The sequence below is a fragment of the Pseudomonas sp. Pf153 genome (assembly GCF_001269775.1).
GTDB classification, from domain to species: domain Bacteria; phylum Pseudomonadota; class Gammaproteobacteria; order Pseudomonadales; family Pseudomonadaceae; genus Aquipseudomonas; species Aquipseudomonas uvaldensis.
The window spans coordinates 357,448-371,366 of the sequence record NZ_LHVL01000008.1 but is presented as its reverse complement, the minus strand read 5'-3'; the positions used below and the strand labels follow the sequence as shown (position 1 = coordinate 371,366).

Below are 13,919 nucleotides of genomic sequence, written 5' to 3'. Positions count from 1 at the left end.
TGTCTCCCGAATGTAATCATTGAGTGATGTATTTGGCGCTGACGTACGGCGCGTAGTCCGGCAGTACGGCTTCGACTTTGCCTTGCTCCTTGAGGAACGCCGCGGTGTTGGTGATCGCCTGAGTGGTCGGTGCGCCGAGGCTCACCACCTGATCGGCGGCCAGCGGATAGACGTTGCCTTGCAGCAACAGCGGGATGTCAGTGGCCTTGGCGCCGGAGAGTTTCACCAGTTTGTCGATGTTGGACGCGTTGGCCAGCCAGGCCTGTGGATCCTTGCGGTATTGGGCGTAGGCATCCAAGGTCACTTTGGCGAAGGCCGTCACGATTTCCGGATGCTTCTGGGCGAAGTCCTTGCGTACGATCCAGGCGTCAAAGGTTGGCGCGCCGAACTGGGCCAGTTCGGCGGAGGTGATCAGCACCTTGCCGTTTTCCTTGGCCACGCCAAGGGCCGGGTCCCAAACGTAGGTTGCATCGATATCGCCGCGCTTCCAGGCCGCGATGATGGCCGGTGGCGCGAGGTTCAGTACGGTGACTTTCGACGGGTCGATGTTCCAGTGCTTCAACGCGGCCAGCAGGCTGTAGTGGCCAGTGGATACGAACGGCACGGCGATCTTCTTGCCGATCAGGTCTTGCGGGCTCTTGATCCCGGCACTGTCACGGACCACCAGAGCTTCGGCGGCGCCGATCTGCGTGGCGATGAGAAAGGTTTCCACGGGGACCTTGCGAGTAATGGCAGCGGTCAGCGGGCTTGAACCGAGGTAGCCGATCTGTACATCGCCTGAGGCGATGGCGGTGATGACGTCGGCGCCGTTATCGAATTTGCGCCAGTCGATCCTGGCTTGGGTGGCTTTTTCATAAGTACCGTCGGCTTGGGCGACTTTGGCCGGATCGACGGTGGTCTGGTACGCGACGGTCAGGTCGGCTGCTTGGGCGAAAAGACTCGCTGCGGCCAGGGAGGCGGCCGCGAGAAGGCGAAGGGGGAAACTCAAAGTCATGGCAAAGCTCCTCAACAGGCCACTGGATGCTGGGTGTTGGAGGAGACTAAATGATCTAAGAATTCAGAAATAAATAACTTTTTAGAATGAGCTTATCAGCGAAAAAACTCAGCGTGCGGCATGTCTTTATGGCGAGGGTGCTTGCTCCCTCGCCATAAAGAACCGTCAGTTACTGATCGCCAGAATGCTCGCCTGGTAAGAACCCACGAACACATCGAAATCCCCGACCTCGTTCTGCTCCAGCTCGCTCTGCTGGGCCAGTGATTGGCGTGCGGCCTCTTCGAATGCCGCCTGCTCCGAGGCAGCCAGAGACTCGGCGCGGAAGAATTCGGCGTGGGCTTTGCTCTGGCGCAGGGAGAACTGGGCGAAGCTTTCCTGATGTTCGGCCATGGCCGCTAGTACCTGCGCGGATGGGGTCAATGACGGGTCCATCACCTTCGCCAGTTGTGCCTCCAGTGCCTGGCGGTGGGCATCGCCACCCTGACTCTGGTCCAGCAACGCCGCCAGCGGCGCGATCTTTTCCAGCAGTTCGATGGCCCAGGACTGCATGTCCACCGATTGGCCCTGACGCTGCAGTTGCAGGCCTGGCTTGCGGCCTTCCTTGACCACCGTCAGGAAGTTGCTGGTGGCGTTGCCGCATTCGTTGTTTTCCAGTTGCGGGCTGTCGTTGAGGCCGCAATACAACAGAAATGCATCGAGGAAACGCGACTCGGTGACGTCGATACCCATTGGCAGGAACGGGTTGATGTCCAGGCAGCGCACTTCGACATACTGGATGCCCCGGGCCATCAAGGCCTGGATCGGGCGCTCGCCGGTATAGGTCACGCGTTTGGGGCGGATGTTGGAGTAGTACTCGTTTTCGATCTGCAGGATGTTGGTGTTGAGCTGGATCCATTCGCCGTTGCGATGAGTGCCGATTTCAACATAGGGCGCATAGGGCGTTGCCACCGCTTTGCGCAGGCTGTCGGTATAGCTCGCCAGGTCGTTGTAGCACGGCGTCAGGCCGGCCTGGGCGTTGCTCTGGTAACCCAGGTCGCTCATGCGCAGGCTGGTGGCGTAGGGAAGATAGAGGGTGTCCGGGTCCAGTTGCTCCAACTGGTGCGGACGACCGCGCAGGAAGCCAGCGTCCAGGGCCGGGGAGGCGCCGAACAGGTACATCAGCAGCCAGCTGTAGCGACGGAAATTGCGGATCAGTGCGATGTAGGCCGACGACTGGAAGTCACGGTCACTCATTTCGGCGGCTTCCGCTTGCCGAAGCAGCGGCCAGAGTTTTTCGGGCAGGGAGAAGTTGTAGTGGATCCCTGCGATGCACTGCATGGTCTTGCCGTAGCGCAGCGCCAGGCCTTGGCGGTAGACGTACTTGAGCCGACCGATGTTCGAGGTGCCGTAATACGCGATCGGAATCTCTTCTTCCGCCGGTAGCGGGCACGGCATCGACGGACTCCACAGGTATTCGTCACCGAGCTTGCTGTAGACGAACCGATGGATGCTGTCGAGGCTGGCCAGGGTATCGGCAGGGTTCGACAGGGCGGGCGTGATGAACTCCAGCAGCGACTCGGAATAGTCGGTGGTGATCTGTTCATTGGTCAACGCCGAGCCCAGGGCCTCGGGATGCGGGGTCAACGCCAGTCGCCCGGTGTCCGTGACACGCAGGCATTCACGTTCGATACCGTGCAGGCACTGCTCGAGCAGGGAGAGGTTGGCGCGCTCGCCGAGCAGGGCCAGGCGGCGGTTTAAGAGGTCGCTCAAGTTGAATTCCTTCACGCGTCAGTCGCCCCAATATGGGGGTGGGCAAGGCGCTCTACAAGGGTGAAGTTAAAACTGGCGTTTTCGCCTGGTTTTCAAGCGCCACATCCCTGTGGGAGCGGGCTCGCTCGCGAATTAAGGTACGCCAGTCGACATTCGAGTCACTGACACACCGCGTTCGCGAGCAAGCCCGCTCCCACAGAAAATCCGACGCTGCACTGTTGCGCCGAAATTACCCCAAATCGACGACAGGGAGCTATAGGGCAGCGAACGTGCCTTGCGCTTTTGCGACCAGCTTGTCGCCTTGCATCACCTCGGCCTCGACCACCAGCGTGCGCCGGCCTGGATGAATCACCCGGGCCGTGCACAACACTTCGCCCTCGGACACGGCGCGAATGTAGTTGATCTTGCATTCGATGGTTGCGCTCTGCTGGTCGAAGCCATGGACGCTGGAGCAGGCCAGGCCCATGGCGATGTCCACCAGGCTGAACAGCGCGCCGCCATGCAGCTTGCCGCCCCGATTGCGCAGCGGCGCCTCAAGGCCCAGGGCGACTTGTGCCACCCCTTCCTCAAGGCTGTGCAGACGGCAGCCGAGCAGCTTGAAAAACGCGCTCTCCACCAACCCGGCCGGCACGTCCATCAGCGTTTCTTCAACTGCTTGGCGTTGGCGAACAGCGAGGCCATGGCATTGTTCACCGGGGCCGCCGTGGCGGTTTCCTTGCGTGGTGCGGTGTTCTGCGGACGTGGCGTCGAGCCCGGACGGGCACCACGGGCGCCGTCGACTTTTTCACCTGGCGTGTCGCTCATGCGCATCGACAGGCCGACGCGTTTGCGCGGGATATCGACTTCCATGACCTTCACTTTCACCACATCGCCGGCCTTCACGGCTTCGCGTGGATCCTTGATGAACTTCTCCGACAGCGCCGAGATATGCACCAGGCCGTCCTGATGCACGCCGATGTCGACGAACGCACCGAAATTGGTGACGTTGGTCACCACACCCTCGAGGATCATGCCGGGCTGCAGGTCCTTGAGATCCTCGACGCCTTCCTGGAACTCGGCGGTCTTGAACTCGGGACGCGGGTCACGGCCTGGTTTTTCCAGTTCCTGAAGAATGTCGGTCACGGTGGGCAGGCCGAAGGTTTCATCGGTGAATTTCTTCGGATCCAGGCGCTTGAGGAACGCCGCGTCGCCGATCAGCGAGCGGATGTCGCGGTCAGTCTGGGCAGCGATGCGTTGCACCAGCGGGTAGGCCTCGGGGTGGACGGCAGAGGAGTCCAGCGGGTTATCGCCATTCATGACGCGCAGGAACCCGGCGGCCTGTTCGAAGGTTTTTTCACCCAAGCGCGGGACCTTCTTCAACGCAGCGCGGGTCTTGAAGGCGCCATGCTCATCGCGGTGGGTCACGATGTTCTGCGCCAGTGTGGTGTTCAGGCCGGAAATCCGTGCCAGCAGCGCCACCGATGCAGTGTTCACGTCCACGCCCACGGCGTTTACGCAGTCCTCCACCACGGCGTCCAGGCCACGGGCCAGTTTCAACTGGGACACGTCGTGCTGGTATTGACCCACACCGATGGATTTCGGATCGATCTTCACCAGTTCCGCCAGCGGGTCCTGCAAACGGCGGGCAATGGACACCGCGCCACGGATCGACACGTCCAGGTCCGGGAATTCCTTGGCGGCCAGCTCCGAGGCCGAGTAAACGGAAGCGCCGGCCTCGGAGACCATGACCTTGGTCAGTTTCATGGCCGGGTATTTCTTGATCAGCTCGGCGGCCAGTTTGTCGGTTTCCCGGCTGGCAGTGCCGTTGCCGATGGCGATCAGGTCCACCGAATGCTTGGCGCACAGGGCGGCGAGCACCGCGAGGGTCTGGTCCCACTTGTTATGCGGCACGTGGGGGTAGACCGTGGTGTGGTCCAGCAACTTGCCGGTGGAGTCCACCACCGCCACCTTGCAGCCGGTACGCAGGCCCGGGTCCAGGCCCAGGGTGGCACGCGGGCCGGCCGGGGCGGCCAGCAGCAGATCGTGCAGGTTGTGGGCGAAGACGTTGATCGCTTCGGCCTCGGCATTGTCCCGCAGTTCGCCCAGCAGATCGGTTTCCAGGTGCGTGTAGAGCTTGACCTTCCAGGTCCAGCGGACGACCTCGGCCAACCATTTGTCGGCGGGACGGTTCTGGTTCTGAATGCCGAACTGCTGGCCGATCATGCCTTCGCAAGGGTGCATGGTGCCCGGCAACTCGTCACCGACCTTCAGCGCAGAGCTGAGGATGCCTTCGTTGCGGCCACGGAAAATGGCCAGGGCCCGGTGGGACGGCACGGTCTTGAGGGGTTCGTCGTGTTCGAAATAGTCACGGAACTTCGCGCCTTCCTCTTCTTTGCCGGCAATCACGCGGGCGCTGAGGATGGCTTCCTGTTTAAGGAAATTGCGCAGCTTTTCCAACAGGTTGGCGTCTTCGGCGAAACGCTCCATCAGGATGTACTTGGCACCTTCCAGTGCCGCCTTCACGTCGGGCACGCCTTTTTCAGTGTCCACGAAGCGAGCGGCTTCGATTTCCGGTGTCAGGGCCGGGTCGTTGAACAGACCGTCGGCCAATTCGCCGAGACCGGCTTCGAGCGCGATCTGGCCCTTGGTGCGGCGCTTTTGCTTGTAGGGCAGATACAAATCTTCGAGACGGGTCTTGGTGTCCGCCAGCTTGATGTCACGTTCCAGTGCCGGGGTCAGCTTGCCCTGTTCCTGGATACTGGCCAGGATGCTGATGCGCCGTTCGTCGAGTTCGCGCAGGTAGCGCAGGCGCTCCTCCAGATGACGCAATTGGGTGTCATCGAGGCTGCCGGTCACTTCTTTCCGGTAGCGGGCGATGAAAGGCACCGTGGAGCCTTCATCGAGTAGCGCGACGGCCGCTTCGACCTGTTGTGGGCGTACGCCGAGCTCCTCGGCGATGCGGCTGTTGATGCTGTCCATAAAACCACCTGACAAAATGTGAAATCAGGCTCGCCGCCACTTGAACAGGGCTTGACGAGACTGGTTGAGCGGCCTGGCATGCGCCGCTGCCTGGGTCAAAAGGCTGTCAGTTGACCCTCGAAATTCAAAAAGTGCTGCCTGGCCTGGGAAAAGCGCGCCGCAAATACGATCCGACATTTCCTGGCACAAAAGGCCGCGCATTATAACCGGCGTTCCGTCTTTCGGGGGCGCCGTGGTCTGTAGGCTCGATACCCGTATCAGTGGAGATAGAGGAAAAATCTGCTAACAATGCACACGGTGCGTATAACGGCAGCTAGGCCATAATGCGCGCCGAGATCAAAGGAGCTTCCTATGAGCAGCACTGCACAAACTGCTGAAGGCGAAAAAATTCTGATCGTTGACGACGATCCTGGGCTGAGCAGCCTGCTGGAGCGTTTTTTCGTCAGCAAGGGCTACCGCGCCCGCACCGTACCGAACACCGAACAGATGGATCGGTTGCTGGCCCGCGAGGTCTTCAACCTTGTGGTCCTCGACCTGATGCTCCCTGGCGAGGACGGCCTGACCGCCTGCCGCCGCCTGCGTGGCGCCAACAACCAGATCCCGATCATCATGCTCACCGCCAAGGGTGACGAGCTGAGTCGTATCAAGGGGCTGGAGCTGGGGGCCGACGATTACCTGGCCAAGCCGTTCAACCCGGACGAGCTGATGGCTCGGGTCAAGGCGGTCCTGCGTCGCCAGTCGGCCCCGGTTCCTGGCGCGCCGGGCAGCGAAGACGAAAGCGTGACCTTCGGCGACTATGAACTGTCCCTGGCCACCCGCGAGCTCAAGCGCGGCGATGAAGTCCACATGCTCACCACCGGCGAGTTCGCCGTGCTCAAGGCACTGGTGATGAATGCTCGTCAGCCGTTGACCCGTGACAAGCTGATGAACCTGGCCCGTGGCCGTGAGTGGGATGCGCTGGAGCGTTCCATCGACGTTCAGATATCCCGCCTGCGCCGGATGATCGAGCCCGATCCTTCCAAGCCGCGTTATATCCAGACCGTCTGGGGCGTGGGGTATGTCTTCGTGCCGGATGGTGCTGCCAGTAAGTAATGGCGATTTGTAGGAGCGGGTTGGCTGGTTGAAGGGTTTCCTCCAGGCGACTCGCAGTCCGTCAGTGTGCGAGCATCGCTCGCTCCTGCAAGTGTGTAGCGGTTATCCATGAAAACCCCTGTTTGGTTCCCCCAGAGTTTCTTCTCCCGCACCCTCTGGCTGGTGCTGATCGTCGTGCTCTTTTCCAAGGCGCTGACGCTGGTCTACCTGCTGATGAACGAAGACGTGCTGGTGGATCGCCAATACAGCCATGGTGTCGCCTTGACCCTGCGGGCCTATTGGGCAGCCGATGAAAACAACCGGGCGAAGATCGCCGAGGCGGCGACGCTGATCCGGGTGGTCGGTGCCGGAGTACCGGAAGGGGAGCAACACTGGCCCTACAGCGAGATCTACCAACGACAGATGCAGGCCGAGCTGGGTGCCGACACCGAGGTCCGATTGCGCATGCATTCGCCTCCGGCGCTGTGGGTGCGTGCGCCGAGCCTGGGGGATGGTTGGCTGAAGGTTCCGCTGTACCCCCATCCTTTGCGGGGCCAGAAAATCTGGAACGTACTCGGCTGGTTCCTCGCCATTGGGCTTTTGTCGACAGCGTCGGCGTGGATCTTCGTCAGCCAGCTCAACCAGCCATTGAAGCGCCTGGTCTATGCGGCTCGCCAACTGGGCCAGGGGCGCAGCGTGCGGCTGCCCATCAGTGACACCCCGAGCGAAATGACCGAGGTCTACCGTGCTTTCAATCAAATGGCCGAAGACGTCGAGCAGGCCGGACGAGAACGTGAATTGATGCTCGCCGGTGTTTCCCATGACCTGCGCACGCCATTGACCCGGCTGCGCCTGTCGTTGGAGTTGATGGGCGAACATACCGACCTCACCAATGAAATGATTCGTGACATCGAGGACATGGACGCGATCCTCGATCAGTTCCTGGCGTTCATTCGCGATGGGCGTGACGAGTCGGTGGAGGAAGTAGATCTCAGCGAGCTGGTCCAGGAGGTGGTTGCGCCCTATAACCAGAACGACGAAAAAGTGCACCTGCGGCTGGAGCCGATCCAGCCGTTCCCGCTCCGTCGGGTGTCCATGAAGCGATTACTGAACAACCTGATCGGTAATGCCTTGAACCACGCTGGTTCGGGCGTCGAGGTGGCGGCCTATGTGTCCGGCGACACCAGCGCGCCTTATGTTGTGCTGAGCGTCATGGACCGGGGGGGCGGCATCGATCCGTCCGAGCTGGAAGCTATTTTCAACCCCTTCACTCGCGGTGATCGTGCCCGTGGCGGGAAGGGTACGGGACTGGGCCTGGCAATCGTCAAGCGCATCGCCTCGATGCACGGTGGCAATGTAGAGTTGCGCAACCGAGTGGGTGGAGGGCTTGAAGCGCGGGTGCGGTTACCGTTGGGGTTGATGCTGCCACGGGATGCGGTGTAATCGATCTGGATGTGGAGCACCTGTGGGAGCAAGCCTGCTAGCGATGGCCTGTAGCCCAGTTGTGTTGCTTTGACTGAGACACCGCAATCGCGAGCAGGCTCGCTTCCACAAAGGTTTTGTGTTGAGTCAGCCTTTCCCTTTGGTCCGGGTCATGTTCGGCCCGCCGTTCTTTTCCAGGTGCTCGATGATGATCCCGGCCACGTTTTTGCCGGTGGTGGTCTCGATGCCTTCCAGGCCGGGTGAAGAGTTGACCTCCATGACCAGGGGGCCATGATTGGAGCGCAGGATATCCACGCCGGCGACGGACAAGCCCATGACTTTCGCCGCGCGCAAGGCGGTCATGCGTTCTTCCGGGGTGATCTTGATCAGGCTGGCGCTGCCGCCACGGTGCAGGTTGGAGCGAAACTCCCCGGGGCGGGCCTGACGCTTCATCGAAGCGATGACTTTGTCACCCACCACGAAGCAGCGGATGTCCGCGCCGCCGGCTTCCTTGATGTATTCCTGGACCATGATGTTCTGCTTCAGGCCCATGAACGCCTCGATTACCGATTCGGCCGCAGTCGCGGTTTCACACAGGACCACGCCGATGCCCTGGGTACCCTCCAGCACCTTGATCACCAGCGGTGCGCCGTTGACCATGGCGATGAGGTCGGGAATATCGTCGGGGGAGTGGGCAAAGCCGGTTACCGGCAAGCCGATACCACGCCGCGACAGCAATTGCAGGGAGCGCAGCTTGTCTCGGGCGCGGGCGATCGCTACGGATTCGTTGAGGGGGAATACGCCCATCATTTCGAATTGCCGCAATACCGCGCAGCCATAGAATGTGACCGATGCGCCAATTCGCGGGATCACTGCATCGAACCCTTCCAGGGGCTGGCCCCGATAATGGATCTGCGGCTTGTGGCTGGCGATGTTCATATAGGCGCGCAGGGTGTCGATCACCACCATTTCATGGCCACGTTCGGTCCCGGCTTCAACCAGGCGGCGAGTGGAATACAGACGCGGGTTACGCGACAGCACAGCGATCTTCATGCAACACCTGTGGCAGAGGTAGTGGACACCGGGAATACCGGCTTGTCTTGAACGTATTTGATGCCTGGATTGACGACCAACTGGCCGTCGACCAAGGCCTTGGAGCCCAGCAACAGGCGATATCGCATGGATTTGCGGCAGGCAAGGGTGAATTCGACCCGCCAGACCCGATCACCCAGCGCCAGCGTGGTGCTGATCACGTAGCGCACCTGGGCGTGGCCGTTGGAGCTTTTTATCGTCTTGCGCGCCACCAGTGGGGCTTCGCAACGGCGATGACGCAGTTGCACCACCGTGCCCAGGTGCGCGGTGAAACGCACCCATTTTTCACCGTCACGCTCGAACGGCTCGATATCGGTGGCGTGCAGGCTGGAAGTGCTGGCCCCTGTGTCGATTTTTGCCCGCAGGCCCGCCACTCCCAGCTCCGGAAGCGCCACCCACTCGCGAAGACCGACAACGGTCAAATGGTCAAATGTCTTCAATAAAAAGCAACCTGCAATCAGTACGTCGGATCGTGGAGCCCGCGAATCGCGGTGGCTCACAGAGTAATCACAAACTGACGACAGTTATCTACGCAGCTGTTTGCGCTTGTAACTTTTGTCAGCTTATCTGGCCGGCAAAGCCGACTCGGTGAGCATTCTATCTGTCGGGCCGGATTCGTGCGCTCGACAAAAACGGTAGTACAGTTCTGACTATCAGTAGAGAGAGGAATTGCAGTGACACAAAAACAGGAAGAGGACGACAAAGTCCGTCTCGATAAATGGTTGTGGGCGGCGCGATTCTATAAAACCCGTGCGCTTGCCAAGGCCGCTATCGAAAGTGGCAAAGTCCATCACCGAGGCGAGCGCTGCAAGCCGGGCAAGGAGCCGCGCATCGGCGACGAGTACGTCATACGCGTCGGTTTCGATGAGAAAACCGTGGTGGTCGAGGCATTGTTGATTGTCCGGCGCGGGGCGCCTGAAGCGCAGACGCTCTATCGCGAAACCGAAGCCAGTATCGCCAGGCGCGAAGCCGCTGCTGCGCAGCGCAAGGCCGGTGCCCTCGGGGTCAGCACCGATGGCAAACCGAGCAAGAAACAGCGACGGGATCTGTTCAAGTTCCGGGGAAGCAGTAGCGAATAGAAGAGGCCGGCAGCGGATTAACGGGGACGTTGGGCATACCGTCCGGCGCTTTGCTTGGAAGCCACCCGGAATGGCCATAAAATGCCGCCCATTCCTTTGCCTTCACTTCAGATACCAGACCTTATGACTGATTTTCCGGATAACGACTGCACCCAACGTTTCATTTTCGACGACAGCGACGTCCGGGGCGAGATGGTGGCGCTGGAGCGCAGCTACGCCGAAGTGCTTGCCAAGCACCCCTATCCGGAGCCGGTCGCGCAACTGCTCGGCGAACTCATGGCGGCAGCGGCGCTGTTGGTCGGCACCCTGAAGTTCGATGGCTTGCTGATTCTCCAGGCCCGTTCCGAAGGCCCGGTGCCGATGCTGATGATCGAGTGTTCCAGCGAGCGCGAGATCCGTGGCCTGGCCCGCTATCATGCCGAGCAGATCGCACCCGACGCGACCCTGGCCGACCTGATGCCCAACGGCGTCCTGGCACTGACAGTCGATCCGACCCACGGCAAACGTTACCAAGGCATTGTCGACCTTGACGGCGCCTCCCTGGCCGAATGCTTCACCAACTATTTCGTCATGTCCCAGCAGACCAATACACGCTTCTGGCTGTACGCCGACGGGCGGCGCGCGCGGGGCCTGCTGCTGCAACAACTGCCCGCCGATCGCATTCGCGATCCGGAAGAACGTGACGCCAACTGGCAGCACCTTACAACGCTGGCCAGCACCCTGAACGCCGATGAGCTGCTGGGCCTGGACAACGAAACGGTTCTTCATCGCCTCTACCACGAGGAAGCCGTACGGTTGTTCGACAGTCTGCCGCTGCGCTTCCGATGCAGTTGCTCTCGTGAACGATCCGGCAATGCGCTGGTCAGTCTGGGTCTGCAGGATGCGCAGCAGCTGGTGATCGAGCATGGCGGCGCCGTCGAGATCGATTGCCAGTTCTGCAATGAACGTTATCTGTTCGACGCAGCTGACGTTGCGCAATTGTTCGCTGGTGCGGGTGTCGAGTCACCGTCAGATACTCGTCACTGAACCGTTTCAGCTCAGGTAAATCTCCTGGCAAACGCCGGTTTTACGCCGTACTGACGGGAGGGCCCTACCTTTTTTGGGCTTTTCTGGCATAATCCGGCGCACTTTTTTCGGGTAGTAGTGCGCGACTTCCTACTACAAAACGTTTGGAGCACTCGGCTACGGGCCGATGGGGAATCTCATGACGCAAGCCAATAACACCGTGTACACCGATCTGAGTGTCGATGATCTGGTCAAAGAAGCCTTGAATCGCGGTGAAGGCGAGCTTGCCGATACTGGCGCGCTGGTAGTCCGTACCGGTCATCGTACCGGCCGCTCGCCAGCCGACCGTTTCATCGTGGAAGAGCCGAGCACCCAGGACGCCATTGCCTGGGGCCCGATCAACCGCAAGTTCCCGGCCGACAAATTCGATGCCCTGTGGGCTCGCGTCGAAGCGTTCAACAACGCTCAAGAACATTTTGTCTCCCATGTCCATGTAGGTGCGTCCGATGACCACTACCTGGCCGTGAAGATGACCACCCAAACTGCCTGGCAAAACCTGTTCGGTCGTTGCCTGTTCATCAATCCGGCCCAGTACAATCCCGCTGGTCGCCAGGAATGGCAGATCCTCAACGTCGCCAACTTCGAATGCGTTCCTGAGCGCGACGGTACCAACTCCGACGGTTGCGTGATCCTCAACTTCGCTCAGAAAAAAGTACTGATCGCAGGCATGCGCTACGCCGGCGAGATGAAAAAGGCCATGTTCTCGGTGCAGAACTTCCTGCTGCCGGCCGCCGACGTGCTGCCGATGCACTGCGCCGCCAACATTGGCGAAGAGGGCGACGTGACCCTGTTCTTCGGCTTGTCCGGCACCGGCAAGACCACCCTGTCCGCCGACGAAAGCCGCTACCTGATCGGTGACGACGAGCACGGTTGGGGCGAGGGCGTGGTGTTCAATATCGAAGGCGGTTGCTATGCCAAGTGCATCGACCTGTCGGAGAAGAACGAACCGGTTATCTGGAAAGCCATCAAGCACGGCGCCGTGCTGGAAAACGTTGTGCTGGATAGCGCCAAGAAGGCGGACTACGCCGACGGCAGCCTGACCCAGAACAGCCGTGCCGCCTATCCGCTGGAGCACGTCGAAAAGCGTTCGGCGAAAAACCTCGGCGGCGAGCCTAACGCCGTGATCTTCCTGACCTGCGACCTGACCGGCGTACTGCCGCCTGTCTCGATCCTCAGCGAAGAGCAAGCTGCCTACCACTTCCTGTCCGGCTACACTGCGCTGGTAGGCTCGACCGAAATGGGCTCGGGCAGCGGCATCAAGTCGACCTTCTCCACCTGCTTCGGCGCACCGTTCTTCCCACGTCCGGCTGGCGAATATGCTGAGTTGCTGATCAAGCGTATTCGTGGCTTCGGTTCCAAAGTTTACCTGGTCAATACTGGCTGGACCGGTGGCGGCTACGGCGTTGGCAAGCGCTTCAACATCCCGACCACCCGCGCAGTTATCGCCGCTATCCAGAGCGGCGCGCTGGTCGGTGCTGAAACCGAGCACCTGGACATCATCAACCTGGACGTGCCGCTGGCTGTCCCAGGCGTCGAAACCAGCCTGTTGAACCCACGCAACACGTGGGCCGACAAGGCTGCGTACGACGAAGCCGCCAAGGCGCTGGCCGGCCTGTTCATCGAGAACTTCAAGAAGTTTGAAGTGAGCGACGCGATCAAGGCTGCCGGACCACAGCTGTAAGGCTTGGTTTGCGAATGAAAAAGCCGCCTCCCAGGGCGGCTTTTTCATGGGCGTTATTTGTGTGAAAGATGGAATGCATGACGCGGGCAGGGCTATCCAGACTGGAAATACTCCATCTCAATGGCGTAACAACGGCCAGAATATTACCCCTTATCGATTCAACCTCAACGTAGCCGCTGGCGCATCACCTCCAACATCTCGCTTCCGTCCTGAACCAGCAGATACAGGGCATGCACGATGCTGGGAATATCCTTCACATCGGCGTGTTTGAAGCACAGGCAATGCAGGGTTTCGAGCAGATCGCTGGATGCTCGGATTCGTTGGGCGGCGGCGTCGCAAAGATGATGGACGTCGGCCTCGGTGTCGATAGCCAGGGCAGGTGTGCTTCGTAGCGACTGGTATCGCTCGAAAGACGGAATGGATGTGTGCATGAGGACCTCTTCAGTACGATTTCAAATCGCGCCGAGGACTATAGAGAGCTCTGTCCGGACATCGCAAGATGGCTTGGGGGGACGGATTGTGTAGGGCGTTTACCGGCGTCCTACGGACGAAAAAGCGCTTTTCTCTCGGTTTCTATTAGCTATCCCCTTCCTCTGCCCGACAATCAGCCAGGTCCTACGCGGCTTCTGTAAGGATGGCTTCAGAGTCGGTAGGCCGCTTCCGACGAATTTGTAATAGGCAGAGGGCTTTCAGGAAAAGCGCGTTGAAACACAAGGCTCACCAGGCGATGACGAAGCCTGGAAAGCCGCAGTCGGGGTATCGAGCGTCGCGAGCAATGGTGGTTCTTCGGGAAGCTTCATGCATCCGC

The 13,919-nt window shown here is 60.4% G+C and carries 12 protein-coding genes; 5 read left to right on the top strand and 7 right to left on the bottom strand.

Going from position 1 to position 13,919, the window contains the following annotated elements; genetic code table 11:
- Nucleotides 1-16 precede the first annotated feature (16 nt).
- The 4 genes from tauA to AD666_RS04565 form a co-directional block, all read right to left on the bottom strand.
- Nucleotides 17-994 carry a taurine ABC transporter substrate-binding protein gene (gene tauA, locus AD666_RS04580; protein WP_053148003.1) on the bottom strand — a complete coding sequence of 326 codons (978 nt, stop codon included), beginning with the start codon at nt 992-994 and terminating at the stop codon, nt 17-19.
- 165 nt (nt 995-1,159) lie between these two features.
- Nucleotides 1,160-2,743, bottom strand: a complete 1,584-nt coding sequence (gene gshA, locus AD666_RS04575; RefSeq protein ID WP_053148001.1) for a glutamate--cysteine ligase — start codon at nt 2,741-2,743, stop codon at nt 1,160-1,162.
- A 253-nt stretch (nt 2,744-2,996) separates the two neighbouring features.
- Nucleotides 2,997-3,380: a PaaI family thioesterase gene (locus tag AD666_RS04570; RefSeq protein ID WP_053147999.1), complete on the bottom strand. Its 384-nt coding sequence runs from the start codon at nt 3,378-3,380 to the stop codon at nt 2,997-2,999.
- Nucleotides 3,380-5,701 (bottom strand): Tex family protein, encoded by a 2,322-nt coding sequence (locus AD666_RS04565; RefSeq protein WP_053147997.1) that lies wholly within the window; start codon nt 5,699-5,701, stop codon nt 3,380-3,382. The genes AD666_RS04570 and AD666_RS04565 overlap by 1 nt, the downstream gene beginning before the upstream one ends.
- A gap of 351 nt (nt 5,702-6,052) precedes the next feature.
- On the opposite strand from AD666_RS04565, the gene ompR reads away from it, so the two are divergent.
- Nucleotides 6,053-6,793 carry a two-component system response regulator OmpR gene (ompR, locus tag AD666_RS04560; RefSeq protein ID WP_003196691.1) on the top strand — a complete coding sequence of 247 codons (741 nt, stop codon included), beginning with the start codon at nt 6,053-6,055 and terminating at the stop codon, nt 6,791-6,793.
- A gap of 108 nt (nt 6,794-6,901) precedes the next feature.
- Nucleotides 6,902-8,215: an ATP-binding protein gene (locus tag AD666_RS04555; protein ID WP_053147995.1), complete on the top strand. Its 1,314-nt coding sequence runs from the start codon at nt 6,902-6,904 to the stop codon at nt 8,213-8,215.
- A gap of 126 nt (nt 8,216-8,341) precedes the next feature.
- Here AD666_RS04555 and rimK read toward each other — a convergent pair whose 3' ends face one another.
- Both rimK and AD666_RS04545 read right to left on the bottom strand, forming a co-directional pair.
- Nucleotides 8,342-9,247, bottom strand: coding sequence for a 30S ribosomal protein S6--L-glutamate ligase (rimK, locus tag AD666_RS04550; RefSeq protein ID WP_053147993.1), 906 nt, complete (start codon nt 9,245-9,247; stop codon nt 8,342-8,344).
- Nucleotides 9,244-9,708, bottom strand: a complete 465-nt coding sequence (locus AD666_RS04545) for an ATP-dependent zinc protease (RefSeq protein WP_172679595.1) — start codon at nt 9,706-9,708, stop codon at nt 9,244-9,246. The genes rimK and AD666_RS04545 overlap by 4 nt, the downstream gene beginning before the upstream one ends.
- Before the next feature lie 252 nt (nt 9,709-9,960).
- On the opposite strand from AD666_RS04545, the gene AD666_RS04540 reads away from it, so the two are divergent.
- From AD666_RS04540 to AD666_RS04530, 3 genes are all read left to right on the top strand, one after another.
- On the top strand, nt 9,961-10,365 hold the full coding sequence (locus tag AD666_RS04540) for an RNA-binding S4 domain-containing protein (protein WP_053147990.1): 405 nt from the start codon (nt 9,961-9,963) through the stop codon (nt 10,363-10,365).
- Between the two features lie 123 nt (nt 10,366-10,488).
- Nucleotides 10,489-11,391 carry an Hsp33 family molecular chaperone HslO gene (hslO, locus tag AD666_RS04535; protein ID WP_053147988.1) on the top strand — a complete coding sequence of 301 codons (903 nt, stop codon included), beginning with the start codon at nt 10,489-10,491 and terminating at the stop codon, nt 11,389-11,391.
- Nucleotides 11,392-11,569: 178 nt separating this feature from the next.
- A complete protein-coding gene (locus AD666_RS04530; protein WP_053147986.1) occupies nt 11,570-13,111 on the top strand; it encodes a phosphoenolpyruvate carboxykinase in 1,542 nt (513 codons plus the stop codon).
- 164 nt (nt 13,112-13,275) lie between these two features.
- On the opposite strand, the gene AD666_RS04525 is transcribed toward AD666_RS04530, so the two are convergent.
- Nucleotides 13,276-13,542: a hypothetical protein gene (locus AD666_RS04525; protein WP_053147985.1), complete on the bottom strand. Its 267-nt coding sequence runs from the start codon at nt 13,540-13,542 to the stop codon at nt 13,276-13,278.
- Between the last annotated feature and the right edge of the window lie 377 nt (nt 13,543-13,919).

Bases quoted from the DNA above. Each gene is read 5' to 3' on its own strand.
- tauA (WP_053148003.1), bottom strand. From the start codon at position 994: ATGACTTTGAGTTTCCCCCTTCGCCTTCTCGCGGCCGCCTCCCTGGCC.
- AD666_RS04570 (WP_053147999.1), bottom strand. From the start codon at position 3,380: ATGGACGTGCCGGCCGGGTTGGTGGAGAGCGCGTTTTTCAAGCTGCTC.
- AD666_RS04565 (WP_053147997.1), bottom strand. From the start codon at position 5,701: ATGGACAGCATCAACAGCCGCATCGCCGAGGAGCTCGGCGTACGCCCA.
- ompR (WP_003196691.1), top strand. From the start codon at position 6,053: ATGAGCAGCACTGCACAAACTGCTGAAGGCGAAAAAATTCTGATCGTT.
- AD666_RS04555 (WP_053147995.1), top strand. From the start codon at position 6,902: ATGAAAACCCCTGTTTGGTTCCCCCAGAGTTTCTTCTCCCGCACCCTC.
- rimK (WP_053147993.1), bottom strand. From the start codon at position 9,247: ATGAAGATCGCTGTGCTGTCGCGTAACCCGCGTCTGTATTCCACTCGC.
- hslO (WP_053147988.1), top strand. From the start codon at position 10,489: ATGACTGATTTTCCGGATAACGACTGCACCCAACGTTTCATTTTCGAC.
- AD666_RS04530 (WP_053147986.1), top strand. From the start codon at position 11,570: ATGACGCAAGCCAATAACACCGTGTACACCGATCTGAGTGTCGATGAT.
- AD666_RS04525 (WP_053147985.1), bottom strand. From the start codon at position 13,542: ATGCACACATCCATTCCGTCTTTCGAGCGATACCAGTCGCTACGAAGC.